The sequence below is a fragment of the Ruegeria sp. N10 genome, assembly GCF_056531545.1.
This window is the reverse complement of sequence record NZ_JBQFLY010000004.1, coordinates 196,139-220,866: the sequence shown is the minus strand read 5'-3', so window position 1 is coordinate 220,866 and position 24,728 is coordinate 196,139. Positions and strand designations below refer to the sequence as shown.

The following is a 24,728-nucleotide window of genomic DNA, read 5'->3' as shown; positions in this document are numbered from 1 at the left end:
ACCTCAGCTTGCCACAAATAAATTTTTTATCAATTGGTAAAATTTGCCAAATGGTCAAAAAATCGAAAATCCGGGCCGTTAAACCCGGATTTATTGGCATTTTAGCTGATTTCAGGGCCGAAAAGCTTTCAGACCATTTCACCAAGGTGGCAGGACTTGATCCAGACTCGGGCCCCATCAGGCCCTGCAACAGCCCGTGAGTGCGTTCCGGGAGGCAGGCGCAACCAGTCCCATTTCGAAAATTCTTCCCCCGATTCAGAGAAACTGCCCCTTATGACAAACACTTCCATGCCGTCGCACGCGTCCAGTTCGACCACGCCCCCAGCAGCCCATGTCCGCACAAAAACGTCCTCATGATCATCTTTGAACAGCTGTACGTCAGAATCGCCATTTATCGAGCGGCGAACCTCGGTCCGGTCCTGCGGGTCAAACTGGTGCAACTTGACCAGAATGGTTGCGCCCTCGGCAGTGGACGGAGTGTGCGAGGAAGTTGGAGGGTTGCGAACATAGCTGCCGACGGGAAAATCTCCGGTCTCGTCCTGAAATACACCGTCCAGCACCAGATATTCCTCGCCGCCGTCATGGGTATGGGCGGAAAAGGTGCTGCCGGGCGCAAAGCGGACAATGGTTGTTGCACGGGCCACCTCATCACCAATCCGGTCCAGCATTTTGCGCTCGACCCCTGCTGCGGGAGAAGCGACCCATTCACTTTCGTCAAAGTGTACTGCGACCCGTTTGGTGAAATCCGCATTGATCCGCATGTGTATCCCTTTCTGAAGCGACCCCTGAAAGAAATGGGATCGCGTGATGAAATTTCAAATTATCCGCTTTTGACGCCTTGGGCCGCTTGCTGTAATCCGAACTTCAAGGTGCATGGTCAAACACCTGTCGGGAAACGGGCATAGATGCAGGCAACGTCACAGAAATTCAACGTCGCGGTCGTCGGTCAAAACAACCGCCTGCAATACGAGGCCCTGCTGTTTGCGGCTTCACTGCGCCATTCTTCACCGAAATTCGGGGGCAAACTGTTTGTCGCCACGCCCAATCCGGGGCCACGCTGGAAACAGGATCCCCGCATTCAGGACGAAGATGTTCTGAAAGCCCTGAAACAACTGGATGCTGAAATTCTGCCCTTCGACTCGCATGTATTCGGTGAAAGCTATCCCTACGGCAACAAGATCGAAGCGCTGATGGCCCTGCCAGAAGAAGAGCCCTTTGTGTTCTTTGACACCGACACGCTGATCACTGGCGAGATCACATCCGTCCCATTTGACTTCGACCGCCCCAGCGCGTCACTGAAAGTTGAAGGGACATGGCCCAAACCAACGCTGTATGGTCCCGGTTTTGACGGTATCTGGCGCGCACTTTACGCCCGGTTCGGGTTGGATTTCGAAAGCACGCTGGACACCGATCAACCCCGGGACCACTGGCGGCGATATCTGTATTTCAATGCAGGCTATTTCTTCTACAAATGCCCCCGGAAATTTGGTGAGCGTTTTCTAGACTACGCCAGAACAATCCGCGACGAAAACATTCCTGAGCTGACTGGCCAAAGCCTTGACCCCTGGCTGGATCAGGCCGCCCTGCCCCTTGTCATTCACTCGTTCGGCGGTGGTCGTGATGTTTTGCCCTCTGGTTTGCTGGATGGATCCGTCAGTTGCCACTATCGCCTGTTTCCCTTGCTGTACGCCCGTGAAAGCGATCATGTGATAGACGTTTTGGAAACCATCGTCGCTCCAAACAAGGTCAAGAAAGTTCTCAAGCAATATGAGCCGCTGAAAAAGATGGTTCTGCAGGGTAAAGGCGCAAAAGTCCGCGCCTTGTTTGACCGGGATCATCTGCCACGACGTGAACAGGCCATCCGCAACACGATCAAAAGCAAGGGCCTCTGGCTGCGCTGACAGGATCGTTGTGCGCAAGCGGGCAATGGCCTACAGATTTCGCAAGACAAATTCCAACAGGAGATTTTCAAGATGTCTGACGGCCCTATCTACGGTTTCGACACGTTGCAAATTCACGCGGGCGCCCGCCCCGACCCGGCGACCGGAGCGCGCCAGACACCCATTTATCAGACCACGGCCTATGTGTTTCGCGATGCAGACCACGCAGCGGCCCTGTTCAACCTGCAAGAGGTGGGCTTTATCTATTCGCGCCTGACCAACCCAACTGTGGCTGTTCTTCAGGAACGCGTGGCTACACTTGAGGGCGGTGTTGGCGCCGTTTGCTGTTCGTCCGGGCACGCGGCCCAGATCATGGCGCTGTTCCCGCTGATGGGTCCGGGTTGCAACGTGGTCGCCTCAACCCGTCTGTACGGCGGCACGGTCACCCAGTTCAGCCAGACAATCAAACGCTTTGGGTGGTCTGCCAAGTTTGTCGACACCGATGATCTGGACGCGGTGAAGGGCGCAATCGATGAAAATACCCGTGCGATTTTCTGCGAGTCCATCGCTAATCCCGGCGGCTATGTGACGGACATCCGTGCACTGGCAGATGTGGCCGATGCGGCGGGCATTCCGCTGATTGTCGACAACACCTCGGCAACACCATATCTGTGCCGCCCGATCGAACATGGAGCGACCCTGGTCGTGCATTCGACCACCAAGTACCTGACCGGCAACGGTACGGTCACTGGCGGTTGCATCGTGGATTCGGGCAAGTTCGACTGGTCGGCAAATGACAAGTTCCCCTCGCTCAGCCAACCCGAACCGGCCTATCATGGACTGAAGTTCCACGAAACGTTCGGACCTTTGGCCTTTACCTTCCACGGCATCGCCATCGGTCTGCGCGATCTGGGCATGACCATGAACCCGCAGGCGGCCCACTACACGCTGATGGGGATCGAAACCCTGTCGCTGCGGATGGAGCGTCATGTTGAAAACGCGCAAAAAATCGCGGCCTGGCTGGAAGCGGATGATCGCGTGGACTACGTCACCTATGCCGGGCTGCCTTCGTCGCCCTATCAGGATCGGGTCAAAGCTCAGTATCCACGCGGTGCCGGCGCCCTGTTCACATTCGCCGTGAAAGGTGGCTATGACGCCTGTATCAAACTGGTCAATGCGCTAGAGATTTTCAGCCACGTAGCCAATCTGGGCGACGCGCGTTCGCTGATCATTCATTCGGCTTCGACCACACATCGTCAGTTGACCCCGGAACAGCAGGAAGCCGCGGGCGCAGGTCCGAGCGTGGTGCGCGTATCCATCGGGATCGAGGACGTGAACGATCTGATTGCCGACCTTGATCAGGCTCTGGCCAAAGCAACCGCCTGACCATGACCCAGCACGATACAAACAACCTTGGCCAGCCCATCGGTTTACCGGTTTCGGGTGACTTTCCACGCCCGACACCACCCTATACGCCGATGGTGGGCCGGTATTGTTCTGTCGTGCCCCTTGATGTGAACAGGCACGCGCCCGGACTGTTCCGGGCGTTTGCCAAGGACACGGATGGCCACAACTGGACCTACCTGCCCTACGGCCCGTTTGACAGCGAACCTGAGTTCGAAGACTGGGCGCGCGCCAACTGCGTGGACGCGGACCCGATGTTCCATACCGTTCTGGACGGTGATGAGGTACCGTTGGGCATGGCTTCTTACCTCAGGATAGCTCCCGCCGCCGGAGCGATTGAGGTCGGGCATATCCACTTTTCACCCCTGCTTCAGCGCAAGCCGCAATCAACCGAAGCCATGTATCTGATGATGCGGCGCGTGTTCGATGAACTGGGTTACCGGCGATACGAGTGGAAATGCGACGCGCTGAATGGTCCGTCGCGCAGTGCGGCAGAGCGGCTTGGGTTCACCTTCGAAGGCGTGTTTCGCCAAGCAACCCACTACAAAGGGCGCAACCGCGACACGGCCTGGTATTCAATCATAAATACCGAATGGCCACGCATCCGTGATGCTTTCGAGGCCTGGTTGTCACCCGATAATTTCGACGCTTCGGGCCAACAACGAAAACCGCTGATGGCCCGCGCGAGGGGTTGAATTCATTCGGAAATCTCGAACACCATCGAGACGCTGACAGACACCGAAACCTCACCACCTGCCACAGGAACACCCCCTGCGTCAGCCATGCTCATCATACGCATCTCGGGCATCGGGCGCACGCCCCCCGTTTGTTCCGAAATCGTTAGCACCGCGCCAAGGGTTACACCCGCCGCCTGTGCCAGCTGCTCGGCCTTGGCCATAGCTTCGCCCACAGCTTGCGCGCGCGCTTGGGCTTCGATTGGTTTGGTATCCTGCACCCCAAAGCTCAATCCACCAAAATCGTTGGCGCCATCCTGAATGACCGCATCCATGATACTTCCTAGTTTGGACAGATCATGCACACGCACAAACACGCGGTTCGAGGCAGCGAACCCTGAGATCTCCGGTGTTTCCCCATTCTGCCCGTGCCGCCCGGACCAAACAGGGGAAAGCGACAGATCGCGGGTCTGGATATCGCGGTCTTCAATCCCCATCCCGGTCAGGTGCACAAGCATCTTCGCAACTGCGTCCGAGGTGGCCTGCATCGCCGCCGAAGCCTCGGCGTTTTCATTTGTCACACCCAATGTGATCGTCGCCATATCGGGGGCAACCTCTATGGTTCCAGTCGCGTCAACGGTGATGCGACGTTCTTCCGCATGGGCAAGTCCAGCGGTCGTTGCGGCCATCATCGCGGCCAGAAAAGCGAATGTCTTCAATGTTATCACTCCGATTTGCTTGGGTTAAAGATGGGTCGGCGATGCATTGCCATACAAGAGGAGAGTTTGCCTTTTTCTTTCCCTCGGCAAGTTCCTGCTTTAATGTCGGTCTGCGAACGCCAAGGTGTTTGCATTGACGTTGATAATTATGGTTCCTGCGGATTATGAAACCTGCCTTTGCGCTGTCTTTTTCTGCGACCGGAATATCATTGCATCATCACTCGGATGACGAATGGTTCGTTATCGGCTCGATTCCCTTGGATTCGCCGGACCTGTCTGGTCAGATGCAGGTTTTGCGGGAAAACGCTTTTGCGTTGGAAAACGACCTGAGCTGCAAGCTTGTTTTGCCTTCCGAACAGGTTCGATACCTTCAGGTTGCAACCGATGGCTTACCCCCCCAAGACACAGTGGAACGCATTGAGAGCGCACTTGCTGACGCAACGCCTTACGTTTTGTCCGAACTTAGCTACGACTATCAAACCGAAGGCGGCACCACCTATGTTGCGGCTGTTGCGCAAGAAACGCTGAGCGAGGCTCGGGCCTTTGCCTCGGACCATGGTTTCGTGCCGGTTTTATTTTGCGCCGAAGAAGACGCAGACGCATTCCCTCGAGAAGCATTGTTCGCAGAGCGTTCGGGCGCATCGGAAACCCGACCAGCAGAGCCACCGCTGTCGGCAAAAAACACAGACCAGCCCGAACCGGCAAAATCCGCCGGGAAACCAGCGCATCCCATTGCAGGCACAGCCGCACCAAACGTGTTTCTGACCCCCGAAACACCTGACAATAAGTTTGCGAATACGAAAGCGCAGGCACCGCGCATTGCGATCCCGGCATTTGCCGCGGCGGTTCTTCTTGGCGGCGTTTTCGGCGTTTGGCTGGCCTTGGACAGCGGTGGAGAAACAGATCAGGTCGCACTGAGCCCAACTCCAACCGAGATAGGTGTTTCCGAGCCGGATATCGACGCCCTGCCACCGATAGTGCCCGAAGTTGCGGCAATCACCCCCCCTGAAAATTTGCCGCCTGAGGCTCCACTGGACAGGGATGTGCCCCCCACGCCAGAACCTGCCGAGGCCGAAGCCGTAGAACAACCAGAGCTCACCCCTACCGACGCGGCAATCCTTGAGGCGCTCAAGGTGGCCCCTACTCTGGTTGACCCCATCGCTCAGGACCCCGAGGCAGACGAGGATATCAGCGCCGCCTCCGGTGTGAATGTAACGCCCCCGGCCGCTTTGGACGTGCCGGAAGCCCCGGAGCCGGACGAGTTGTATCTGACATCGATCGACAAATCCGACCTGTCCAGCGATGCGGTTGCCCTGCCCCCGGCTTCCAGTTTCGATACCGACGAACCCTTCGTTCGGGACGTGCAACATGGCATAGCAGGAGCGCGGTTCAATCTGGATGATCGCGGGCTTGTGGCACCTACACCGGAAGGAACGCTGAACCCGGATGGGATTGTCGTTTATCAAGGCCGACCGTCAAAGGTTCCGCCAGCAACGCCAGTGCGTTTCGAAGATGAACCCGTACTTGACGAGGTCGACGAAAGGCTGGCCGGTCTACGACCCAAACCTCGCCCTTCAGATCTGGTCGAGAGTTTCGAACGCGGGCAGTTGGGGGGGCGGTCGCTGGCAGAGCTTTCGGCCAAGCGCCCAAAAGCACGCCCGGACAGTCTGCAAGCGCGCACAGAAATCGACGAGACGCCAACCGCGTTGGCCGTTGTCCGTGTCCCGCGCCCCAGGGTGCGCCCGGCGGGTCTGGACACTGCAAAGGCACCCGCTTCTGGTAACTCCAATCTTGGATCAACGGCCGCGCTGGACCAGAGCTCTGACGAATCCGGATCGTTTCAGGCGAAATCTGTCGCCCCCAAGATTCCCACAACTGCGTCTGTTGCCCGGCAGGCCACGCTCGATAACGCGATCAATTTGCGTCGCCTGAATCTGATCGGTGTTTACGGCACACCCGCCAACCGGCGCGCCTTGGTCCGGCTTCCCAGTGGACGTTACAAGAAACTGAAAGTTGGGGACAGTATTGACGGCGGCAAGGTCATTGCCATCAGCGACAGCGAGCTGCGTTATCAGAAGAAGGGTCAAAACGTGACGCTGGCGATGCCGCGTGGCTGATTTCGGCACTCAAGGCCTTGACCCATTAACTGTAAACAGGCGCGTCGGAGGCGGCAGAACCGCCTCCGACATGTTGGTTTACTTTGATCAAGCTGCCGAAATCTCGCCGCTTTCGATCTGTTCACGCTCGATGGATTCAAACAGCGCCTGGAAGTTCCCTTCACCGAAACCATCATCACCCTTGCGTTGAATGAACTCGAAGAAGATCGGGCCAATCACCGTTTTCGAGAATATCTGCAACAGAATGCGCGTCTCGCCTCCGTCAACGACGCCTTCGCCGTCGATCAGGATGCCGTGTTTCATCATCCGGTCTAGCGGCTCTTCATGGCCGACCACGCGGGTCCTGGACTTCTCGTAATAAGCTTCGTTTGGACCCGGCATGAACTTCAGCCCGTTTTCAGCAATAGCATCGGTTGAAGCGTAGATGTCGTCGCTGCCAACAGCGATATGCTGAATGCCTTCGCCTTTGTATTTCTTCAGGTAAGACACGATCTGCCCGGTCTCGCCGCGGTCCTCGTTGATCGGAATACGGATACGGCCGCAGGGAGACGTCAGCGCTCGGCTGTAAAGGCCGGTAAACTTCCCCTGAATGTCAAAGAAACGGATTTCACGGAAGTTGAACAGGTCGCCATAAAACTTGAACCACTTGTCCATGTTGCCCTTGTAGACGTTGTGCGTCAGGTGATCGAGATAGAAGAACCCCTCGCCCCGAGGTTTTGATTCTTTGATCCAATAGAGTTCCTGATTATAGGGTGATGTGTCGTAGTACTGATCAATGAAATAAATCAGCGACCCGCCAATACCCTTGATCGCAGGCACATTCATTGTTCTGTCATCGTGGTCGTAAGGTTCCGCACCTTTTGACAGGGCATGCTCATACGCTTTTTGCGCGTCCACCACCCGCCAGCCCATCGATGGCGCGCAGGGCCCATGTTCGGCCACGAACTTAGCCGCGAAACTGTCCGGGTCAGCATTCAGGATGTATGTGACATCCCCTTGTTGCCAAAGCTCGACAGCAGGTTTTTCCTTGTGGCGGGCCACCAGATCAAACCCCATCTTTGCGAACAGATCACGCAGCTCCTGCGGTTCTGGATGGGCGAATTCGACGAATTCAAACCCATCTGTACCGGCAGGGTTTTCTTCGCTGATCACGGATTTCGGGGCATTGTGCGGGAAAGGACCCATGGCGCGTCTCCTACGAAAACAGGAATTTCTTTGCTGATTCAAAAATACGACTTTTCTGGCGCTGTTTCTGCGCATTGTTTTCGTATAAACTGCAAGATGACGCGTAAAACGCGCATATAAATTAATAAAATCAGGATTTTTCCGCACATGCTGGATGCAACCGACAAGCGACTGCTTTCCGCGCTGCAAAAAGATGCACATCTGACGGCGCATCAACTGGGTGAAATGCTGAACTTGTCGTCCAGTCAAGCGGGACGCCGCCGACAACGGCTTGAAGTCGAAGGGTACATCACCGGATACGCTGCCCGGCTGGACCCGCTGAAACTGGGCCTGCAGGTGCAGGGGTTTGTTCAGGTGCATCTGGGCACCCATGGCCCCGAGCAATCCGCAAGCTTTGCCCGCATGGTCGACACCCGCCCCGAAATTACCAGCGCATGGACGATGACGGGCGAGGCCGACTATCTGCTGCACATCTACTGTGACGACCTGTCCGCCCTCAACAGCTTGCTACATCACGTGATCCTGCCGCATCCTGCCGTTGCAAGAGTACAAAGCCAGATCGTAATGGATCAACTTAAACGCGACGCCCCCCTTCCCACCTGAAAAGGTTCCGAGGACACACATGGACGACTTTCTATATCAGGCTTCGATCTATCTGGCAGCGGCTGTCATTGCCGTTCCCCTGTCTGCCAGACTAGGGTTGGGGTCCGTGCTGGGCTATCTTGCCGCCGGGATCATTATCGGACCCGTACTGGGACTTGTCGGAGCGGAAACCGAAAATCTTCAGCATGTGGCCGAATTTGGCGTGGTGATGATGCTGTTTCTCATTGGCCTAGAACTGGAGCCACGCGCCCTATGGGACATGCGCGACAAGCTATTGGGTCTGGGCGGATTGCAGGTGTTGCTGTCAACAATCGCGATTGCTGCCGTGGCCATGTACGCCAACCATCCCTGGTCGGTTGCCCTGGCGGTAGGGTTGACCCTTTCGCTTTCATCGACCGCGATCGTTCTTCAAACCTTGTCAGAAAAAGGCCTGATGCAGACAAATGGCGGCCGTGCGACATTTTCGGTTCTGTTGACGCAGGACATTGCGGTGATCCCAATTCTGGCTTTGTTGCCACTGCTGGCCCTGCCCGCCATGCCGCGCTTCCAAGCCGATGGATCGATAGACAGGGGGGCCGGAGGTTCACATGGCGCGGGCGATCACAGCCTGTCACTGGTAGAGGGGTTGCCGGGCTGGGCCGTTACCCTGGTCACAATCGGCGCGGTGGTGTTTGTCATTCTGGCCGGTGTCTACCTGACAAGACCGTTGTTTCGCTTCATCCACGCAACCCGTCTGCGCGAGATGTACACCGCACTAGCACTGATGATCGTCGTGGGTATTTCGTTTCTGATGACACTGGTCGGCCTGTCACCTGCCTTGGGCGCGTTCCTGGCAGGTGTTGTTTTGGCCAGTTCTGAATTTAGACATGAAATGGAAAGTGACCTTGAACCGTTCAAAGGGTTGTTTCTGGGGCTGTTTTTCATCACGGTCGGGGCCGGAATAGACTTTGGTTATTTCTTCAACGACCCGCTGGACCTGATTGGACTGGCGCTGCTTGTGATACTTGCCAAGGGGATCATCCTTTATCTAGTGGGCAAGGCTTTCAAACTGCGGGGGCGTGATCACTGGTTGTTCACCCTTGGGTTAGCGCAGGCTGGTGAGTTCGGATTTGTCCTGCTGGCATTTTCGACGAAACAGAATGTTATTCCGCCCAACCTGTCGCAAAAGCTGCTGATGATCGTTGCTCTGACGATGTTGATCACACCTCTTCTTTTCATTGTCTACGACGCCTTGTCAAAGAAGATTGGCGATTCAGCGACCACCCCCGAACCGGACGTGATCGACGAAAAGGGCCCGGTCATCATCGCCGGCATTGGTCGCTTTGGTCAGATCGTCAACCGGCTGGTACGGGCCAGCGGTTTCAAGACAGTCGTTTTGGACCACAATATTGAAACCATTCAGCTGATGCGCCGATTTGGTGTCAAAGGCTTTCTGGGTGATCCCACTCGGCCGGAACTGTTGCGCGCGGCGGGATTGGACAAAGCATCCGTTCTTGTCGCCGTTATGGATGATCACAAGCAAGTCACGCGACTGGTCAGCTATGCCAGACGGCAGCGCCCTGACCTGCACATCATCGCCCGCGCCCGCGACCGGACCCATGTGTACGAGTTGTATCAGGCGGGTGCCAATGACATCGTGCGGGAAATGTTCGACAGCTCGCTGCGTGCAGGTCGCTATGTTCTGGAGAATATCGGGCTGAGTGAGTACGAAGCAGCCCAGGCCGAGCAGACGTTTTACCACCACGACCGGAAGTCATTGCGTGATCTGGCCGAGCTTTGGGTTCCCGGACTGCCAACCGCCGAAAACAAAAAATACATTGAGCGTTCGCAGGCGCTGGAAAAGGATCTGGAAACCGCGCTGCTGGAACTGGCCGAAGAGCACGCAAAAAAATCGGCCTGACCCAAGCCTTTGCCCGAGTCAGGCGCGGGTTTAGCCGTCAGAAACCCCAGCTTCGGCAAAGGTTGCCATGCCGGAATGACAGGCAACGGCACTTTTCAGAATGTTGATCGCCAATGCCCCGCCGGACCCTTCGCCCAACCGCAGGCCAAGGCTCAGCAATGGCTCTTTACCCAATTTCGCCAGCACGGCACCATGGGCCGCTTCGGCGCTTTGATGACCTGCCACAGCATGATCCAGCGCGCCATCGGACAGCTTACACAAACAGGCGGCGGCGGCCGAACAAATGAACCCGTCTAGGATCACCGGGATGCGCAACACCCGCGCAGCCGCAATTGCACCCGCCATTGCGGCAATCTCGCGTCCACCCAGACAGCGCAGGATGTCCAGACCATCATCTGACGCGTGTTTGGCGACACCCTCGGCCACGACACGGGTTTTGTTGACCAGACCTGCGTCATCCACACCAGTTCCGCGCCCTGTCCAATCGGACGCGTCGCCACCAAACAGAGCACAGGCAATAGCCGCAGCCGGGGTGGTGTTGCCAATCCCCATTTCGCCGACCACCAAAAGATCGGATTGCGGATCAACGGCCTGCCAGCCAGTGCGCAACGCGGCTAGCAATTCATCCTCTGTCATGGCTGGGGCTTGGGTGAAATCCGCAGTCGGCTTGTCCAGATCCAGCGCGTGTACATCCATCTTCGCGCCTGCGGCCCTGGCCAACTGATTTATCGCCGCCCCGCCATGTTCGAAATTCATCACCATCTGCACGGTCACTTCCGGCGGAAAGGCCGAAACACCCTGCGCGGTAACACCGTGATTTCCGGCAAAAACAATGACCTGAGGTGCGCTGATCTGTGGACGGGCGTCCCCCCGCCATCCTGCATACCAGACCGCAAGATCCTCAAGCCGACCAAGCGCGCCAGGGGGTTTGGTCAATTGTCCATTTCGCTCGGCCGCGCCCTGCACCGCAGCAGCATCCGGGCCCGGAGCCCCCGCCAGGACAGCACGGAACGTGTTCAAATCATTCAGTTCAGGCAGCATGAAAGCCTCATTGCATCAGAGTGGTCCTGCGTGTTTAACCGAAGGATCGAAACCAACAAGACCCCGAAAGGCACGGGTGTGCAAAAAAACGACACCAAACCGTTTTCCCTGTGGGATGTTCCGCTGGCTCTGGTGCTGTTGACCCGCCTGCCCCTGCCCCGTTTGCCTAAAGCCGTGTTTGCCCGGCAGGCACAATCGGCATGGGCGTTTCCACTGGTTGGGCTGGTCGTTGGCGGGCTGGCATGCCTGACCGGTTGGCTGGCGATGGGTCTACAACTGCCCCCGTTTGTCGCAGCCTCGTTGCTGGTCGCGGTACTGGTCTTGATGACGGGCGCTATGCACGAGGATGGTCTGGCCGACACGTTCGACGGGCTTTGGGGCGGTTTCACTCCTGAACGCCGGTTGGAGATCATGAAGGACAGCCAGATTGGAACGTACGGCGTGCTTGCCTTGATGATCTCGCAGATTTTACGAATCTCTGCGATTTCCACCATACTGGCCGTTGGTCCGATCTGGATGGTTGTTGCGGCTTGTGTATTTTCCCGCGCCCTGATGCCAGCACTAATGGTTCTTCTTCCAAACGCCAGAAAGTCGGGCCTGAGCCATTCTGTTGGCACCCCCGGCGCAGGATCAGCCTGTATCGCAGTGGGCATCGCGATTCTGGTCGCTTACAGCTTGTGCGGAAGTCTGGCGCTTACCGCGATACTCTGCGCGGCTTTGATCGTTGCTGTTTTGGGGCTCGTCGCGAAGACCAAGATCGGCGGTCAAACCGGAGACATTCTGGGCGCATCACAACAATTGGCGGAGATCACGTTTCTGCTTGCCATCAGCGCCCAGATCTAAGACGCGCCCCCGGTTTCAATTCGCAATGTATCGCCGCAATGTTTGCAGTGCACGGCGTCGGGGTCGTGCCGGTACAGCCCGCAGCTGGGGCATTTGTGACGGACCTTCTGTGGTGCGAAAATTGCCTGCGCCAGCCGGACGAACAAGGCCACGCCAACGACCATAATGAAGACGGAAAACAGCTTGCCGCCCGGTGTGACCAAAGTGATGTCGCCAAACCCGGTCGTGGTGAGCGTCGCCATGGTAAAATACAGCGCGTCTATGTAGGGCGTTTGCGCGTCCTCGGGGATAAAAAACACCAAAACGGCCGTCGAGGTGGCAAAGACAAAGACCAGCAGGTTGATCGCCGCAATAACTGCGTCCTCGTGCGTGCGGAAAAAACGGCTGTCGCGCCGCAGATCCCAGAGCAGATGATATGAATGGATCAGACGCAGGGCGCGTAAAATCCGCAGGAAAGCCAGGTTTCCTGTCAAAAACGGATCAAGCACCAGCGAGAGGACGACCACGATATCCGCCACTGTGTAGATCTGGCGCAAAAATCTCCAGCGGTCTTTTGAAATCCAAAGACGCGCAGAGAAATCCAGAAAGATCAGCACACCGACCAGTTGGCTTGCAACGGTCAAGCCCGGCCCGTGCGGGATGTGGGCCGTCGCGACAAAGAAAATGATTGTCGCCACGTCAAACAGGATCAGCGCATACCTAAACCAGACCGAAACAGGGTCGTGTCCGATGTACAGGTATTTCACAGTCTGCTTCATGTGCGTCCGGTAATCTGCTGCATACACAGTGAAATTAGCGCCACTTGAACAATTCACCAAGCCACGAAAAAGGCCGCCCCAAATTTGGAGCGGCCCGTTTTGTCAAAGTACCTTCGATCAGGCAGCGCGTGAGGTCAGAACCTCGTCAACCTGCTTGGCAGCTGACACCTCGCCAGCGCCCGAAACAGCCGCGACCTCACGGGTCAGACGCTCCAAGGCAGCTTCGTACAGCTGGCGCTCGGAATAGCTCTGCTCGCGCTGATCATCGGTGCGGTGCAGGTCACGGACCACTTCGGCGATCGAGATCAGATCACCCGAGTTGATCTTCTGCTCATATTCCTGCGCACGGCGGGACCACATAGCGCGTTTCACCTTGGCCTTGCCTTTCAGCGTTTTCATCGCCTGGCTGATCACATCGGGCGAGCTAAGCGACCGCAAACCGGATTCGGTTACCTTGTTGGTCGGCACGCGCAGCGTCATCTTGTCTTTCTCAAATGAGATGACGAACAGCTCAAGCGAGAATCCCGCGACATCCTGTTCCTCGATCGAGATAATCTGACCCACGCCATGGGCGGGGTAGACAACATAGTCGTTCGGGCGGAACTCGAGCTTTTTCGACTTTGTCATTCAGTTTTTTCCTTGCTAGCGGACGGGACACGGACAACAAAAGCACCACATGCGGGGACTGTCTCAGCCCCGTCAGGCGGCAATATTGTCACAAATTCAGAACTCCAAAGTGAGCATACTTACGGAGCGCATCCCAATCTCGGTCATCATGTAGATATAGTATATCACAAATTTACGACGCCCGAAAGTTTACCTTACGGGAATTTATCATATTCAACCTGCATTCAACAGGTTGTGCCGCGGTCTTTATGCCAAAACAGGCCGCTTGGAACGAATCACTCAGCCGCCTTCGCCGGGCGCTTCCGAGAAATACTTCTCCATCTTGCCCTCTTCACCGTCACGCTCCTCCGCATCTGGCAGTGGGTCTTTCTTGGTGACGATCACCGGCCATTGTTCGGAATACTTGCGATTGAACTCGACCCACTCCTCCATGCCCGGCTCGGTATCGGGGCGGATCGCGTCGGCGGGGCACTCGGGCTCGCACACGCCGCAGTCAATGCATTCGTCAGGATGGATGACCAGCGTATTTTCACCTTCGTAGAAACAGTCCACCGGGCACACTTCGACACAGTCGGTGTATTTGCAGGCGATACAGTTTTCGGTGACTACATAGGTCATGGTCGGATTCCTGTTTGCGGTTTGAGCGACTAGCTAATTCAGTCTGGCCCGCTCTTCAAGACAGGATCAGTGATCTTCCGGGCGAGAAAGATCAATAGCACGTCGATCTTTCTTGGTTGGCCGACCTTTTCCCTCGAAACCCGGATTTACAAGAGGCGCTTCCTGCTTTTCGGTCATATCAAAGTACAGCGTTTGCGCCTCGGGCGCCGGACCGCGGCGTTCCCCCAGTTTTTCCACACGTATGACGCGGACAATGCGGCCCTGCGAGAAGGTCAAAACATCACCGGGGGCCACGGCTTGGGCCGGTTTCAGCACCCGGTTTCCATTCAGCCGGACATGGCCGCCACTGACCTGTTTGGCGGCAAGGCTGCGGGTCTTGAAGAACCGCGCCTGCCACAACCATTTGTCAATTCGCAGTTTGGCCTCGGCCATCTTGCGTCAATTGCCGTCCTTCAGACCCATAAGCGCTGCGGCGAACGGGTTGTCGGGATCAATGGCCTTTTCCTTTTTCGGTGGCCGTGACGAGAAGGTCTTGGCACCCTGCGGCTTGCCGCCCTTCTTGCCGTGCGGTTTGCCACGGCCGTCCTGCGGTTTGCCCCGTGGTTTCCCCTTGCCCTGCCCCGGCTCGCGGCGCGGGCCACGGTTCGGCTGACGCTGACGGCCCCAGGTGAAGGTGTAAAACACTTCAACTTCGGGTTCATCCGACGCAGGTTCCGCAACCTGACCCTCTGCGACAGCCTCGGCTGCCGTCTCGGTGCTTTCGGTGGCCTCGGCTGCCTCCTCGGCGGTCGCGGCGACCTCTTCTGATGCCGCGTCAGGTGCTGGCGTCTCGTCGATAACGGCTTGTTCAGCCGCCTCTGTCACAGGCTGCTCAACCGGTGCCGGTTTGACCTTGCCACGCTCGCCGCGTTCGGCTTTGTAACCCAGCCCTTGCATCAGGTCAGCAAACTGTTCAAGCGTCATACCAGTGATCGACAGCATATCCGGCTTGGCTTCGAACCCGCCACGGCTGTCTTCCGCACGAAGCATATCGGCCAGACGTTCCAGCATGTCGATACGGATCGATCGGTCGCCCGCATCGCGGTAGCCGCACATGGTGTCGTAACCCTGCGGTGCATCCTTGGCGACCGGCACAGTCACCAACCCCGGAGGCGGTGCTTCGGGGAATTCCTGCAAACCGCCATACAGCGCCCACAGCACCAGACGCAGACGCGTCGGTGCGGGCTTCAGCAAGAGCGGCATGAAGATGGTGAACTGGCCAAAGCGGATGCCATGCTTGCGCAAGGCGCCACGCGCGTCCTGATCCAGATCCTTGACCTCTTGCGCGACGCCGGCGCGCGGCAGTACGCCCAGCGCCTCGAGCATGCGGAAGGCAAACCCTTTCGCCAGCCCGTTGAGCTCCTCGTCGCGCGACAGATTCAGCAGCGGCTCGAACAGTGCAGCGATCTTGCGGTCGATGAAATGCTGCAACCGGCGCCGCACCTTCTGTTCGACATCCGGACCTGCGGCCTCGTCCACAAAAACCTCGACCACGGGCTTGAGAGGTTCGGCCCCGGCAACCAGTTTGCCAACGGCATATTCGCCCCACATCAGGCCGCCCTGATCGGTGAAATCAATTTCGGTATCGGGCGCATTGTAGAAGCGATCGGCACGCAGATGGAATTGCGGCGCGAGTGCTTGCAAAGATGCCGATTTGAGCGCTTTCGCTTCGGTTCCTTGCGCGCTTTTGTCCGGGCTGAACCGGAACCCTTCCAAACGACCGACGAATTCGCCTTCGACGGTCACTTCACCCTTGTCATTTACTTCGGCCAAAAGGGCCTCCTTCTGTTTGAGCCGCCGCAACAAAACCGATGTACGCCGGTCCACAAATCTTTGAGTCAGTCGCTCATGTAGTGCGTCAGACAGCCTGTCTTCTACAGTGCGCGTTTCGTCACGCCAATGTGATTCGTCACGCACCCAACCGTTTCGTTGCGCAACATATGTCCAGGTGCGAATATATGCCAACCTTTTGGATAACGCATCGATATCCCCATGGGTTTGGTCAATCCGCCGTATCTGCCGGGCCATGAAATCGTCGGGAATACTGCCGCGTTCGTGCAGGTGGCCATAGATCACTTCCAGCAGACTGGCGTGCTCTGCATGGCTGATGCCGCGAAAATCAGGGATTCTGCACACATCCCACAGCAATCGGATGGATGGACCGTCACTTGCACGGGCGGCAATCTCGGCCTGTTGTGACAGCGATTTCAACACATTCAGGTCATCAGCAGGGCGGGCTTTGATCAGGTGTTCGTCACTCGGACTGACCTCAAGCGAGCTGATCAGCGCATCAATCGAACCAAACCGGAGAGCGGCATTCCGCCAGTTCAGCTTTTTCATCGGCGTAAACCGGCTGTCCATGATTGCCTGGGCGACACCTTCGTCCAGCGGCGGCGCCTCTCCGGTCACGCCAAAGGTGCCGTCCGACATGCCACGCCCGGCACGGCCTGCGATCTGGGCCAGTTCATTCGGGGCCAGCGGGCGCATCCGCCGCCCGTCGAATTTGGTCAGGGATGAAAATGCAACGTGGTTTACATCCAGGTTCAAGCCCATGCCGATGGCATCTGTGGCAACCAGATAATCAACCTCGCCATTTTGATAAAGTTCCACCTGGGCATTCCGCGTCCGTGGGCTCAGGGCCCCCATGACCACCGCCGCGCCACCTTTCAGGCGGCGCAGAAGCTCCGCGATGGCATACACATTCTCAACCGAAAACCCGACAATAGCGCTGCGGGCCGGCATCCGGCTGAGTTTCTTCGAACCGGAATAGACCAGCTGCGACATCCGCTCGCGTCGGACAAACTGCGCCTCGGGCACCAGCGCCGCAATCGGGCCGCGCATCGTGTCAGAGCCAAGAAAAAGCGTCTCGTTTGTTCCGCGCGACCGAAGCAGGCGATCTGTAAAGACATGGCCGCGCTCGGGATCGGCACACAACTGGATTTCATCAATCGCCACGATATCCGCACCCATACCTTCGGGCATCGCCTCGACAGTACAGACCCAATACTGGGTCCGGGGGGGTACGATCCGCTCTTCACCGGTGACAAGCGCAACAACCGACGGCCCGCGGATGGCGACGATCTTATCGTAGACCTCGCGCGCAAGCAGACGCAGCGGCAGACCGATGACACCTGTGCGGTATCCCAGCATCCGTTCGATTGCGTAATGGGTTTTACCTGTGTTCGTAGGGCCCAAAACGGCCACTATTCGGGATGACCCGCTCACCTTTGCCCCCTGCCCGGACCTTACAGCGCTGCGCCGTCAATCTGCGGCTTCAGTCGATTCACCGCATTGGTTACTTCTTCGTGGTGGGGATGTATAGCCAATGCCCGTGAATAGGCCTCGTAAGCTTTGTCAGGTTGTCCGATAATCTCAAAGATCAGGCCCAGACCGTAGATTGCCTCGTAATTGTTGGGGTTCAGGGTCAGGGCATGTTCCAGATCGGCAGCGGCCATGCCAAACCGTTCGATCCCGAAAAAGGCCGAAGCGCGCAGGTGCCAGCCTTCAGCAAAATCGGGCGCATGGTCCGTCAGGGCGGTCAGATGTTCCAGTGCCGCACTTACGTCTCCGTCATCCAACGCTTCGCGGCCACGTTCCAGCAGCAGATCGGCCGATGCTGAACCGGACTGGGCCCACAGAGCTTGCAACTGCCGATCCAGAGCAATGGCCTGATCGGGCGTCGATTGGGCAAGTTGTTGCAGCAATTCGCCCTCGTCCCGTGAATCCGCCTGTTGCGCAAGGCAAGTGGAGGAAATCGTGACTAGGACAAAAAGTGCCGCGACGATACCTTTGAGATTGTGGATTGCAATGCTCATAACAATAGTCAGTGTAGCGTTGCGACCGGGGATGTCCATTCACGGCGCACTAACAATATGAGGAAAAACATGAGCGAGACACTTGAAAAGGCAGCCGCCGCTTTGAATGAAAAACTGGAAGGCGGCGCGTTTGATGCCTCGGCCAAGTTTGATATCGCCGATCTGGGTGCCATTGTCCTGGATTCCAACGGCGCGCGGGTCAGCGACGATGATGCTGATGTCACCCTAAGCGCGGATGCCGACACGTTTGAACAGATCCTCAGCGGTGAATTGAACCCGACAGGTGCGTTCATGTCCGGCAAGCTGAGCATTGATGGCGACATGGGTGTTGCCATGAAACTTGCATCGGTACTGGCCTGATGGAGTTCTCGCCGGCCCCTTTGTTTGAAGACGTGGCCGGCGGCCCCGCCGGTGGAAAGGCCCACTGGTTGATAACGTCGGATCAAAAACGCATTCGCGTTGCTCACTGGCTTCCGGACGGAAAGGTACATGGCACTGTCATGATGTTTCCTGGACGCACGGAATACATTGAGAAATACGGCACTACTGCCAGCGAATTCGTAGAGCGTGGGTTCGCCATGCTGGCCGTCGACTGGCGCGGTCAGGGTCTTGCAGATCGATTGCTGGACGATGCTCGGGTCGGACATGTCGATCAGTTCACCGATTACCAGCAGGACGTTCAGGTCACTCTGAAACTTGCAAGCGCGCTGGATCTGCCAAAACCATGGTACGTGGTCGGGCATTCGATGGGCGGTGCAATCGGGTTGCGTGCCGTCATCGAGAAAGGATGTTTTGCCGCTTGCGCTTTCACGGGCCCAATGTGGGGAATTTTCTTCACTCCGGTCATGAAACCCCTAAGCCGCGTTACGGCCTATTGGGGCACAGCGCTTGGCCTGGGCGAACGAACGCCCCCCACCACAACACTCAAAAGCTATGTCCTGTCGCAACCTTTCGAGGGAAACATGCTGACCCGCGACCCGGACATGTACCGGATGATGCAGGATCAGTTGAATGCACACCCAGAACTCGCGCTTGGTGCCCCTTCAAATCTGTGGCTGCGCGAGTCGCTGGATGAATGTGCTTGGTTAATGGAGCAGACCGCCCCTCAGACACCCTGCCTGACATTTCTGGGCAGCCATGAGCAAATCGTTGACCGCAAGGAAATTCGTGCGCGCATGGCCAATTGGCCCAACGGAACGCTGATCGAAATTCCGGATGGTGAACACGAGGTACTAATGGAAGCACCCGAGGTTCGGGGGCCGGTGCTGGACAAGATTGCGGCGCATTTTCTGGCCAATCAGGCCAATGGCGCACCCGAGCTGGTTTCCTCGTAAACCCTTTCACCTTTGGGATTGGCCGCTTGTGATCCGGGCGCGCCAGCCCTAGATGTTTGCAAAAGCAGTCTACTAAAGGTGATCCATGCGCGACCTTCCCTTCCCTGTCCGTGACGCGAACGCAATCGGTGGCTCCGGCAATCTGGGCAATCTTCCGGAATGGGATCTGAGCGATCTCTACACCTCGGAAAACGCACCCGAATTAGCGCGCGATCTGGATTGGCTGGAAGGCGAATGTGCCGCATTTGCTGCTGATTACGAAGGCAAGCTGGCCGATCTGGAGGCCGCAGACCTGCTGACCTGTGTGCATCGCAACGAAAAGATCAACGCCATCGCCGGGCGTGTCATGTCCTTTGCAGGTCTGCGCTATTACCAACTGACCACAGACGCAGAGCGCGCCAAATTCCTGTCGGATATGCAGGAAAAGATCACGATCTTCACCACTCCGCTTGTGTTCTTCACGCTCGAGATCAACCGGATCGAAGACGATGTTCTGAAAGCGCATTTTGCGGCCAACACGGATCTAGCCCGCTACGAACCTGTGTTCCGTCGCATCCGTGCAATGAAGCCCTACCAACTGTCTGACGAGCTGGAAAAGTTCCTTCATGATCTGGGGGTTGTCGGCGACGCGTGGGAACGTCTGTTCGACGAAACGATTGCCGGACTGGCATTTCATGTCGACGGTGAAGAACTGAACATCGAAGGCACCCTGAATCTGCTGACGGAACAGGACCGCGCGAAACGTGAGGCCGCGGCGCGTGAACTGGCATCGGTTTTTCAGGACAACATCAAAACCTTCGCCCGCGTTCACAACACGCAGGCCAAAGAGAAAGAAATCGTTGATCGCTGGCGCAAGATGCCGACCGCTCAGACCGGGCGTCACCTGTCGAACGACGTCGAACCCGAAGTGGTCGAGGCCCTGCGCGAGGCGGTCGTGGCCGCCTACCCCAAGCTGAGCCATCGCTATTATGAGCTGAAGCGCAAGTGGCTTGGACTGGACGTCATGCAGGTCTGGGACCGCAACGCGCCCCTGCCCATGGAAGACACGCGTATCGTGAATTGGGAAGAGGCCCAAAAGACGGTGATGAACGCGTATGATGCCTTTGATCCCCGCATGGGCGAAATCGCGGCGCCTTTCTTCTCAAAAGGATGGATCGACGCGGCGGTGAAACCGGGCAAAGCGCCGGGGGCCTTCGCCCATCCGACAGTTACGGATGTCCACCCCTATGTGATGCTCAACTATCTGGGCAAACCGCGCGATGTGATGACGCTTGCTCATGAACTGGGACACGGCGTCCATCAGGTGCTGGCCGCAGGCCAGGGCGAGATGTTGTCATCCACCCCGCTGACGCTGGCGGAAACTGCCTCGGTCTTTGGTGAGATGCTGACCTTCCGCAAGATGCTGGAACAGGCGGAAACCCCGGAACAGCGCAAGGTTCTGCTGGCTGGCAAGGTCGAAGATATGATCAACACGGTGGTCCGACAGATCGCCTTCTACGACTTTGAATGCAAGCTGCACGCTGCCCGACGTGAGGGCGAGCTGACCCCGGATGACATCAACGCCCTTTGGATGAGTGTACAGGCCGAAAGCCTTGGCCCCGCATTTGAATTCATGGACGGGTACGAGACCTTCTGGGCATACATCCCACACTTCGTTCACTCGCCCTTTTACGTCTATGCCTATGCCTTCGGCGACGGCCTCGTGAATGCGCTTTATTCTGTTTACGAAAGCGGCGCGGATGGGTTTGAGGACAAGTATTTCGACATGCTGCGCGCTGGTGGTTCGATGCACCACAAGGAACTGCTGGCCCCGTTCGGTCTGGACGCCAGCGACCCCAAGTTCTGGGACAAGGGCCTGTCGATGATCTCAGGCTTTATCGACGAGTTGGAGGCGATGGAGGGCTGAGACGCCCTCGACAGAGGGCGGCGACATCTGCCTTGCGGAAAAAACCTGCCATGCCCGGCAATTTTGGATCAGGCTTTATGAAAAAGCTATATCTCAGTGAAGAAACGTAGCCTTGAATGCGGGATGGCCATTGAAACTTCTTACTCAATTTATAGTTGTCGCCTCAATTCTATTTGCACAATCAAGCTGTGCAGAAGGCACTCGGTTTGGTCGCCTTGAAGGGTCATACCTTATCGCCAACATGGAAAGAGAGGGAATCTGGTCAGCCGAGTTCAATGAGGCATTTATCAAGTACACCTGCTTAGAGTGCGCTTCTCCGGTCACAGCTCTCTTGGAAACCATCAAGCCTTACACGTCTGAACACTATGGAAGTTTGACCGAAAGGTATCTTTCAGAACGCAAGATTTATTGCGCGGAATTGGTAGGAAGCGGCGCCGGTCAATGCCTGAAAACACGTCCAGCACGTATGCGTGGAGGTTCTTTGTCAGGATTTGCCTCTGAGCAAGACATTGCAAGTCAGCGAGAAATCGAAATCGTGTTCTTTTACCATGAACGAGAGTTTGGCCCTGAACTAATCCGAACCAAGATTTTGCTCGAAGATGGTGCAATCTTACCAATTGATGCCCTGGGAATGTTTCGAGAGCATATGGCAAAGCTTACAATATTCTGGTGATCGAACAGTTTGCGTAGCTTATAAGTCAGGGCTCTTAGAAGCCAAACCCGAACTCACTTCAGCTGACTGTCCTTCGACCCCCGCCGATTGACGCCGCCGCGCGCTTTGAACGCGCCATCGCGTTCCTGCTGGCACTCAAGGCACAGCTTCACGCCCGGCAAAGCAACGCGGCGTTTTTCAGGGATCGGCTCTTCGCATTCGGCGCAATGAGTCAGGCTTTCACCTACAGGCCGCTTTTGCGCCTGCATCCGCGCCAGCTCATCCGAAATCGACGCTTCGATCTGTTCGTTTACTGCGCCGTCGCGCGCCCAGCCTCCGGCCATGGGTCATCTCCTGCTAAACGTACGCAAAAGGATAGCCGAGCCCGCGCGCAAAGGGCAAGTTACAGCGAAACTGCACCCGCGAACACACGATCAATCATCTCTTGCGTCCCCCGAGAAAACTCCAGCGGACAGGGATACTCCACCCCTTCCCGGACCGAGCGGCAGAAGGCCTCAACCTGAAGCTTGTAATGGTCTGCGCCGGGGAACCGGGTGACCAGCACCTCAAGCCCCGGGCGATGCAACTCGACCCGGGCTTCACCAAACACACGCGCATTAAACGGTGTTGTCAGGCGGATCAGGCCGTTTTCCCCGTGAAACACCATTTCCTGATGGGGATGCATCCGAATGGACACGTAGCTTGAGTAGGTAAAACCGGGGAACTGCGCGCGAATTTCGGTGAAGATGTCGATTTCATCCTGCCAACGGATGGCTGACTGTATCGCCACAGGTTCCTGCCCCGTAGCAAACCGGGCGCCGCCGATCACGTAAACACCGATGTCACGCAATCCGCCGCCGCCCGTTTCAGCACGGTTTCGAATATTCTGGGTATCTGCCCGATTGTCGAAGCTGAACGCCCCGGTTACATGCACCAGATTTCCGATTGCGCCATCCGCAATCAGTTTGCGTGCCAACTGCCATTGGGGGTGGTGCACGATCATATACGCCTCGGCAGCAAGCAGGCCGCTTTCGTCGCGCTTTTGGATCAATGCGTCAAACTCATCCGCCTTCATTGTCATCGGCTTTTCGCAGAGCACATGTTTGCCGGCATCCAGCGCTTTCAGGCTCCACTCCAAATGAAGGTGGTTCGGCAGTGGAATGTAGACCGCGTCGATACCGGGGTCTGCCAACAGCGCATCATAGCTGTCGAACATGTTCAGGTCGGGACAGAAAGACAAAAAAGGTTCAGCCTTTACCGCATCCGACGTCGCCAGCGCAGCCAATCGCGCCCCGTTGGAGGCATGTATCGCCGGTGCCATGTATTCCCGCGCGAATTTCGCGGCTCCCAACACGCCAAACTGAACCGGTTTTTGCATAACGCTCTCCATAGATGTTCGAACCCCAAAGGGTTCGTTCCCCTGCGAGGTCCGCAGGATCGACCTGTCACACCGTCATCGAAATGAAACGCGTCTTTGCCCTACCATAGCTTTGACCCTGCGGCCATTCTTTTGGCTTCACAGTCAGGATAGCGGCCTCAGACGATCAACTGGTAATGAGTCGTCGGGATGCGCCGGGCATGTGCGCGAAGAGGAGGTTTCTTCGCACAAATGCAAAAAACCAGCCCGCAGCTATTGCAGCAGGCTGGTATCGTGGTCAGCTGACACCCAGCATCCCTTTTTCACGCGCAAGATCCCGCATTTTCCTTTGCAGTTTCTCGAACGCGCGAACTTCGATCTGTCGGATCCGCTCGCGGCTGACATTATATTGGGCGCTGAGGTCCTCCAGCGTCACCGGCTGATCCAGCAACCTGCGCTGAGTCAGGATATCCTTTTCACGGTCGTTCAACACGTCAAGCGCCGCAGCCAGCAACTCGCGACGCGCTTCCAGCTCATCGCGCGCCTCATAATCTCCGGCCTGGTCGGCATCTTCATCCTCAAGCCAATCCTGCCATTGCATCGTGCCTTCGCCTTCGGACCCGACCGTGGCGTTCAGAGACGCGTCCCCGCCGGACATGCGGCGGTTCATGCTGATCACTTCCTCTTCGGTCACACCCAGATCATTGGCGATTTGCGCGACATTTTCCGGACGCAAGTCGCCCTCTTCCAGGGCGCCGATGCGCGCTTTGGCTTTGCGCAGGTTAAAGAACAGCTTTTTCTGCGCCGAGGTTGTGCCCAGTTTAACCAGCGACCACGACCGCAGGATATATTCCTGAATCGAGGCGCGAATCCACCACATGGCATATGTGGCCAGACGGAAGCCTTTTTCAGGGTCAAAACGTTTGACCGCCTGCATCAGGCCCACATTGGCTTCGGAAATCACTTCGGCTTGCGGCAAACCGTAGCCGCGATATCCCATGGCAATCTTGGCCGCCAGCCGCAGGTGCGATGTCACCATCTTATGCGCGGCTTCTGTGTCCTGCTCTTCGACCCAGCGCTTGGCCAGCATATATTCTTCTTCCGGCTCAAGCAGGGGAAACTTGCGAATCTCCTGCATATAGCGGTTCAGGCCGCCCTCGGGCGTCGGCGCGGGGAGGTTTGCGTAATTTGCCATTATGATGTCCCTCCGACAAATGTTTAAGTCTTTAACATAGGATATGGGTAAAGAACCCATC

24 protein-coding genes are annotated in these 24,728 nt (G+C 57.0%); 11 read left to right on the top strand and 13 right to left on the bottom strand.

The window, feature by feature from the left end; all coding sequences use genetic code 11:
- Positions 1-128 precede the first annotated feature (128 nt).
- Entirely contained in the window at positions 129-761 is a 633-nt protein-coding gene (locus ACR0JI_RS08425; protein ID WP_480493387.1) for a cupin domain-containing protein, read from the bottom strand.
- Between the two features lie 144 nt (positions 762-905).
- On the opposite strand from ACR0JI_RS08425, the gene ACR0JI_RS08420 reads away from it, so the two are divergent.
- The 3 genes from ACR0JI_RS08420 to ACR0JI_RS08410 all read left to right on the top strand — a co-directional run bounded on the left by ACR0JI_RS08420 (position 906) and on the right by ACR0JI_RS08410 (position 3,979).
- On the top strand, positions 906-1,901 hold the full coding sequence (locus ACR0JI_RS08420; protein ID WP_480493389.1) for a hypothetical protein: 996 nt from the start codon (positions 906-908) through the stop codon (positions 1,899-1,901).
- A 72-nt stretch (positions 1,902-1,973) separates the two neighbouring features.
- Entirely contained in the window at positions 1,974-3,266 is a 1,293-nt protein-coding gene (locus tag ACR0JI_RS08415; RefSeq protein ID WP_480476628.1) for an O-acetylhomoserine aminocarboxypropyltransferase/cysteine synthase family protein, read from the top strand.
- A 2-nt stretch (positions 3,267-3,268) separates the two neighbouring features.
- Positions 3,269-3,979 (top strand): GNAT family N-acetyltransferase, encoded by a 711-nt coding sequence (locus tag ACR0JI_RS08410; RefSeq protein WP_480476626.1) that lies wholly within the window; start codon positions 3,269-3,271, stop codon positions 3,977-3,979.
- A 2-nt stretch (positions 3,980-3,981) separates the two neighbouring features.
- On the opposite strand, the gene ACR0JI_RS08405 is transcribed toward ACR0JI_RS08410, so the two are convergent.
- Positions 3,982-4,686 carry an SIMPL domain-containing protein gene (locus tag ACR0JI_RS08405; RefSeq protein WP_480879505.1) on the bottom strand — a complete coding sequence of 235 codons (705 nt, stop codon included), beginning with the start codon at positions 4,684-4,686 and terminating at the stop codon, positions 3,982-3,984.
- A gap of 155 nt (positions 4,687-4,841) precedes the next feature.
- On the opposite strand from ACR0JI_RS08405, the gene ACR0JI_RS08400 reads away from it, so the two are divergent.
- Positions 4,842-6,794 carry a hypothetical protein gene (locus ACR0JI_RS08400; protein ID WP_480476622.1) on the top strand — a complete coding sequence of 651 codons (1,953 nt, stop codon included), beginning with the start codon at positions 4,842-4,844 and terminating at the stop codon, positions 6,792-6,794.
- Between the two features lie 87 nt (positions 6,795-6,881).
- Here ACR0JI_RS08400 and hppD read toward each other — a convergent pair whose 3' ends face one another.
- Positions 6,882-7,979, bottom strand: coding sequence for a 4-hydroxyphenylpyruvate dioxygenase (hppD, locus tag ACR0JI_RS08395; protein WP_480493392.1), 1,098 nt, complete (start codon positions 7,977-7,979; stop codon positions 6,882-6,884).
- A 147-nt stretch (positions 7,980-8,126) separates the two neighbouring features.
- On the opposite strand from hppD, the gene ACR0JI_RS08390 reads away from it, so the two are divergent.
- Both ACR0JI_RS08390 and ACR0JI_RS08385 read left to right on the top strand, forming a co-directional pair.
- Positions 8,127-8,582: an Lrp/AsnC family transcriptional regulator gene (locus tag ACR0JI_RS08390; RefSeq protein WP_480476618.1), complete on the top strand. Its 456-nt coding sequence runs from the start codon at positions 8,127-8,129 to the stop codon at positions 8,580-8,582.
- A 19-nt stretch (positions 8,583-8,601) separates the two neighbouring features.
- Positions 8,602-10,482, top strand: coding sequence for a monovalent cation:proton antiporter-2 (CPA2) family protein (locus tag ACR0JI_RS08385; RefSeq protein WP_480493394.1), 1,881 nt, complete (start codon positions 8,602-8,604; stop codon positions 10,480-10,482).
- A gap of 30 nt (positions 10,483-10,512) precedes the next feature.
- Here ACR0JI_RS08385 and cobT read toward each other — a convergent pair whose 3' ends face one another.
- Complete coding sequence (gene cobT, locus ACR0JI_RS08380) at positions 10,513-11,523, bottom strand: nicotinate-nucleotide--dimethylbenzimidazole phosphoribosyltransferase (RefSeq protein ID WP_480493396.1); 1,011 nt, start codon at positions 11,521-11,523, stop codon at positions 10,513-10,515.
- Between the two features lie 78 nt (positions 11,524-11,601).
- Between cobT and cobS the strand changes: the two genes are divergently transcribed.
- A complete protein-coding gene (gene cobS, locus ACR0JI_RS08375) occupies positions 11,602-12,366 on the top strand; it encodes an adenosylcobinamide-GDP ribazoletransferase (RefSeq protein WP_209595911.1) in 765 nt (254 codons plus the stop codon).
- Here cobS and ACR0JI_RS08370 read toward each other — a convergent pair.
- The 6 genes from ACR0JI_RS08370 to ACR0JI_RS08345 all read right to left on the bottom strand — a co-directional run bounded on the left by ACR0JI_RS08370 (position 12,363) and on the right by ACR0JI_RS08345 (position 18,223).
- A complete protein-coding gene (locus ACR0JI_RS08370; RefSeq protein WP_480493398.1) occupies positions 12,363-13,124 on the bottom strand; it encodes a potassium channel family protein in 762 nt (253 codons plus the stop codon). The two genes, cobS and ACR0JI_RS08370, sit on opposite strands and share 4 nt — an antisense overlap.
- A gap of 117 nt (positions 13,125-13,241) precedes the next feature.
- A complete protein-coding gene (locus ACR0JI_RS08365) occupies positions 13,242-13,751 on the bottom strand; it encodes a CarD family transcriptional regulator (RefSeq protein ID WP_209504207.1) in 510 nt (169 codons plus the stop codon).
- A 279-nt stretch (positions 13,752-14,030) separates the two neighbouring features.
- Complete coding sequence (gene fdxA / locus ACR0JI_RS08360; RefSeq protein WP_170616129.1) at positions 14,031-14,369, bottom strand: ferredoxin FdxA; 339 nt, start codon at positions 14,367-14,369, stop codon at positions 14,031-14,033.
- Between the two features lie 66 nt (positions 14,370-14,435).
- A complete protein-coding gene (locus ACR0JI_RS08355; RefSeq protein ID WP_209504209.1) occupies positions 14,436-14,801 on the bottom strand; it encodes an RNA-binding S4 domain-containing protein in 366 nt (121 codons plus the stop codon).
- A 6-nt stretch (positions 14,802-14,807) separates the two neighbouring features.
- On the bottom strand, positions 14,808-17,633 hold the full coding sequence (locus tag ACR0JI_RS08350; protein ID WP_480493399.1) for a helicase-related protein: 2,826 nt from the start codon (positions 17,631-17,633) through the stop codon (positions 14,808-14,810).
- Positions 17,634-17,653: 20 nt separating this feature from the next.
- Positions 17,654-18,223 carry a tetratricopeptide repeat protein gene (locus tag ACR0JI_RS08345; RefSeq protein ID WP_480476608.1) on the bottom strand — a complete coding sequence of 190 codons (570 nt, stop codon included), beginning with the start codon at positions 18,221-18,223 and terminating at the stop codon, positions 17,654-17,656.
- Positions 18,224-18,292: 69 nt separating this feature from the next.
- On the opposite strand from ACR0JI_RS08345, the gene ACR0JI_RS08340 reads away from it, so the two are divergent.
- The 4 genes from ACR0JI_RS08340 (at position 18,293) to ACR0JI_RS08325 (ending at position 22,136) form a co-directional block, all read left to right on the top strand.
- Positions 18,293-18,583, top strand: a complete 291-nt coding sequence (locus ACR0JI_RS08340; protein ID WP_209504212.1) for an SCP2 sterol-binding domain-containing protein — start codon at positions 18,293-18,295, stop codon at positions 18,581-18,583.
- Entirely contained in the window at positions 18,583-19,557 is a 975-nt protein-coding gene (locus ACR0JI_RS08335) for an alpha/beta hydrolase (RefSeq protein ID WP_480476606.1), read from the top strand. The genes ACR0JI_RS08340 and ACR0JI_RS08335 overlap by 1 nt, the downstream gene beginning before the upstream one ends.
- Before the next feature lie 85 nt (positions 19,558-19,642).
- Positions 19,643-21,463, top strand: coding sequence for a M3 family oligoendopeptidase (locus ACR0JI_RS08330; RefSeq protein ID WP_480476604.1), 1,821 nt, complete (start codon positions 19,643-19,645; stop codon positions 21,461-21,463).
- Between the two features lie 130 nt (positions 21,464-21,593).
- On the top strand, positions 21,594-22,136 hold the full coding sequence (locus tag ACR0JI_RS08325) for a hypothetical protein (RefSeq protein WP_480476602.1): 543 nt from the start codon (positions 21,594-21,596) through the stop codon (positions 22,134-22,136).
- A 53-nt stretch (positions 22,137-22,189) separates the two neighbouring features.
- Here ACR0JI_RS08325 and ACR0JI_RS08320 read toward each other — a convergent pair whose 3' ends face one another.
- The 3 genes from ACR0JI_RS08320 to rpoH all read right to left on the bottom strand — a co-directional run bounded on the left by ACR0JI_RS08320 (position 22,190) and on the right by rpoH (position 24,667).
- Positions 22,190-22,459, bottom strand: a complete 270-nt coding sequence (locus tag ACR0JI_RS08320; protein ID WP_480493401.1) for a DksA/TraR family C4-type zinc finger protein — start codon at positions 22,457-22,459, stop codon at positions 22,190-22,192.
- Between the two features lie 59 nt (positions 22,460-22,518).
- Positions 22,519-23,493 (bottom strand): Gfo/Idh/MocA family protein, encoded by a 975-nt coding sequence (locus ACR0JI_RS08315; protein ID WP_480493403.1) that lies wholly within the window; start codon positions 23,491-23,493, stop codon positions 22,519-22,521.
- Between the two features lie 277 nt (positions 23,494-23,770).
- Positions 23,771-24,667 (bottom strand): RNA polymerase sigma factor RpoH, encoded by an 897-nt coding sequence (gene rpoH / locus ACR0JI_RS08310; protein ID WP_480476596.1) that lies wholly within the window; start codon positions 24,665-24,667, stop codon positions 23,771-23,773.
- Positions 24,668-24,728: the final 61 nt, after the last annotated feature.

What these genes read in the sequence shown, in the direction of transcription:
- ACR0JI_RS08425 (WP_480493387.1), bottom strand. Translation starts at nt 761, where the DNA reads ATGCGGATCAATGCGGATTTCACCAAACGGGTCGCAGTACACTTTGAC.
- ACR0JI_RS08420 (WP_480493389.1), top strand. Translation starts at nt 906, where the DNA reads ATGCAGGCAACGTCACAGAAATTCAACGTCGCGGTCGTCGGTCAAAAC.
- ACR0JI_RS08415 (WP_480476628.1), top strand. Translation starts at nt 1,974, where the DNA reads ATGTCTGACGGCCCTATCTACGGTTTCGACACGTTGCAAATTCACGCG.
- ACR0JI_RS08410 (WP_480476626.1), top strand. Translation starts at nt 3,269, where the DNA reads ATGACCCAGCACGATACAAACAACCTTGGCCAGCCCATCGGTTTACCG.
- ACR0JI_RS08400 (WP_480476622.1), top strand. Translation starts at nt 4,842, where the DNA reads ATGAAACCTGCCTTTGCGCTGTCTTTTTCTGCGACCGGAATATCATTG.
- hppD (WP_480493392.1), bottom strand. Translation starts at nt 7,979, where the DNA reads ATGGGTCCTTTCCCGCACAATGCCCCGAAATCCGTGATCAGCGAAGAA.
- ACR0JI_RS08390 (WP_480476618.1), top strand. Translation starts at nt 8,127, where the DNA reads ATGCTGGATGCAACCGACAAGCGACTGCTTTCCGCGCTGCAAAAAGAT.
- ACR0JI_RS08385 (WP_480493394.1), top strand. Translation starts at nt 8,602, where the DNA reads ATGGACGACTTTCTATATCAGGCTTCGATCTATCTGGCAGCGGCTGTC.
- cobT (WP_480493396.1), bottom strand. Translation starts at nt 11,523, where the DNA reads ATGCTGCCTGAACTGAATGATTTGAACACGTTCCGTGCTGTCCTGGCG.
- ACR0JI_RS08370 (WP_480493398.1), bottom strand. Translation starts at nt 13,124, where the DNA reads ATGAAGCAGACTGTGAAATACCTGTACATCGGACACGACCCTGTTTCG.
- ACR0JI_RS08365 (WP_209504207.1), bottom strand. Translation starts at nt 13,751, where the DNA reads ATGACAAAGTCGAAAAAGCTCGAGTTCCGCCCGAACGACTATGTTGTC.
- fdxA (WP_170616129.1), bottom strand. Translation starts at nt 14,369, where the DNA reads ATGACCTATGTAGTCACCGAAAACTGTATCGCCTGCAAATACACCGAC.
- ACR0JI_RS08355 (WP_209504209.1), bottom strand. Translation starts at nt 14,801, where the DNA reads ATGGCCGAGGCCAAACTGCGAATTGACAAATGGTTGTGGCAGGCGCGG.
- ACR0JI_RS08345 (WP_480476608.1), bottom strand. Translation starts at nt 18,223, where the DNA reads ATGAGCATTGCAATCCACAATCTCAAAGGTATCGTCGCGGCACTTTTT.
- ACR0JI_RS08340 (WP_209504212.1), top strand. Translation starts at nt 18,293, where the DNA reads ATGAGCGAGACACTTGAAAAGGCAGCCGCCGCTTTGAATGAAAAACTG.
- ACR0JI_RS08335 (WP_480476606.1), top strand. Translation starts at nt 18,583, where the DNA reads ATGGAGTTCTCGCCGGCCCCTTTGTTTGAAGACGTGGCCGGCGGCCCC.
- ACR0JI_RS08330 (WP_480476604.1), top strand. Translation starts at nt 19,643, where the DNA reads ATGCGCGACCTTCCCTTCCCTGTCCGTGACGCGAACGCAATCGGTGGC.
- ACR0JI_RS08320 (WP_480493401.1), bottom strand. Translation starts at nt 22,459, where the DNA reads ATGGCCGGAGGCTGGGCGCGCGACGGCGCAGTAAACGAACAGATCGAA.
- ACR0JI_RS08315 (WP_480493403.1), bottom strand. Translation starts at nt 23,493, where the DNA reads ATGCAAAAACCGGTTCAGTTTGGCGTGTTGGGAGCCGCGAAATTCGCG.
- rpoH (WP_480476596.1), bottom strand. Translation starts at nt 24,667, where the DNA reads ATGGCAAATTACGCAAACCTCCCCGCGCCGACGCCCGAGGGCGGCCTG.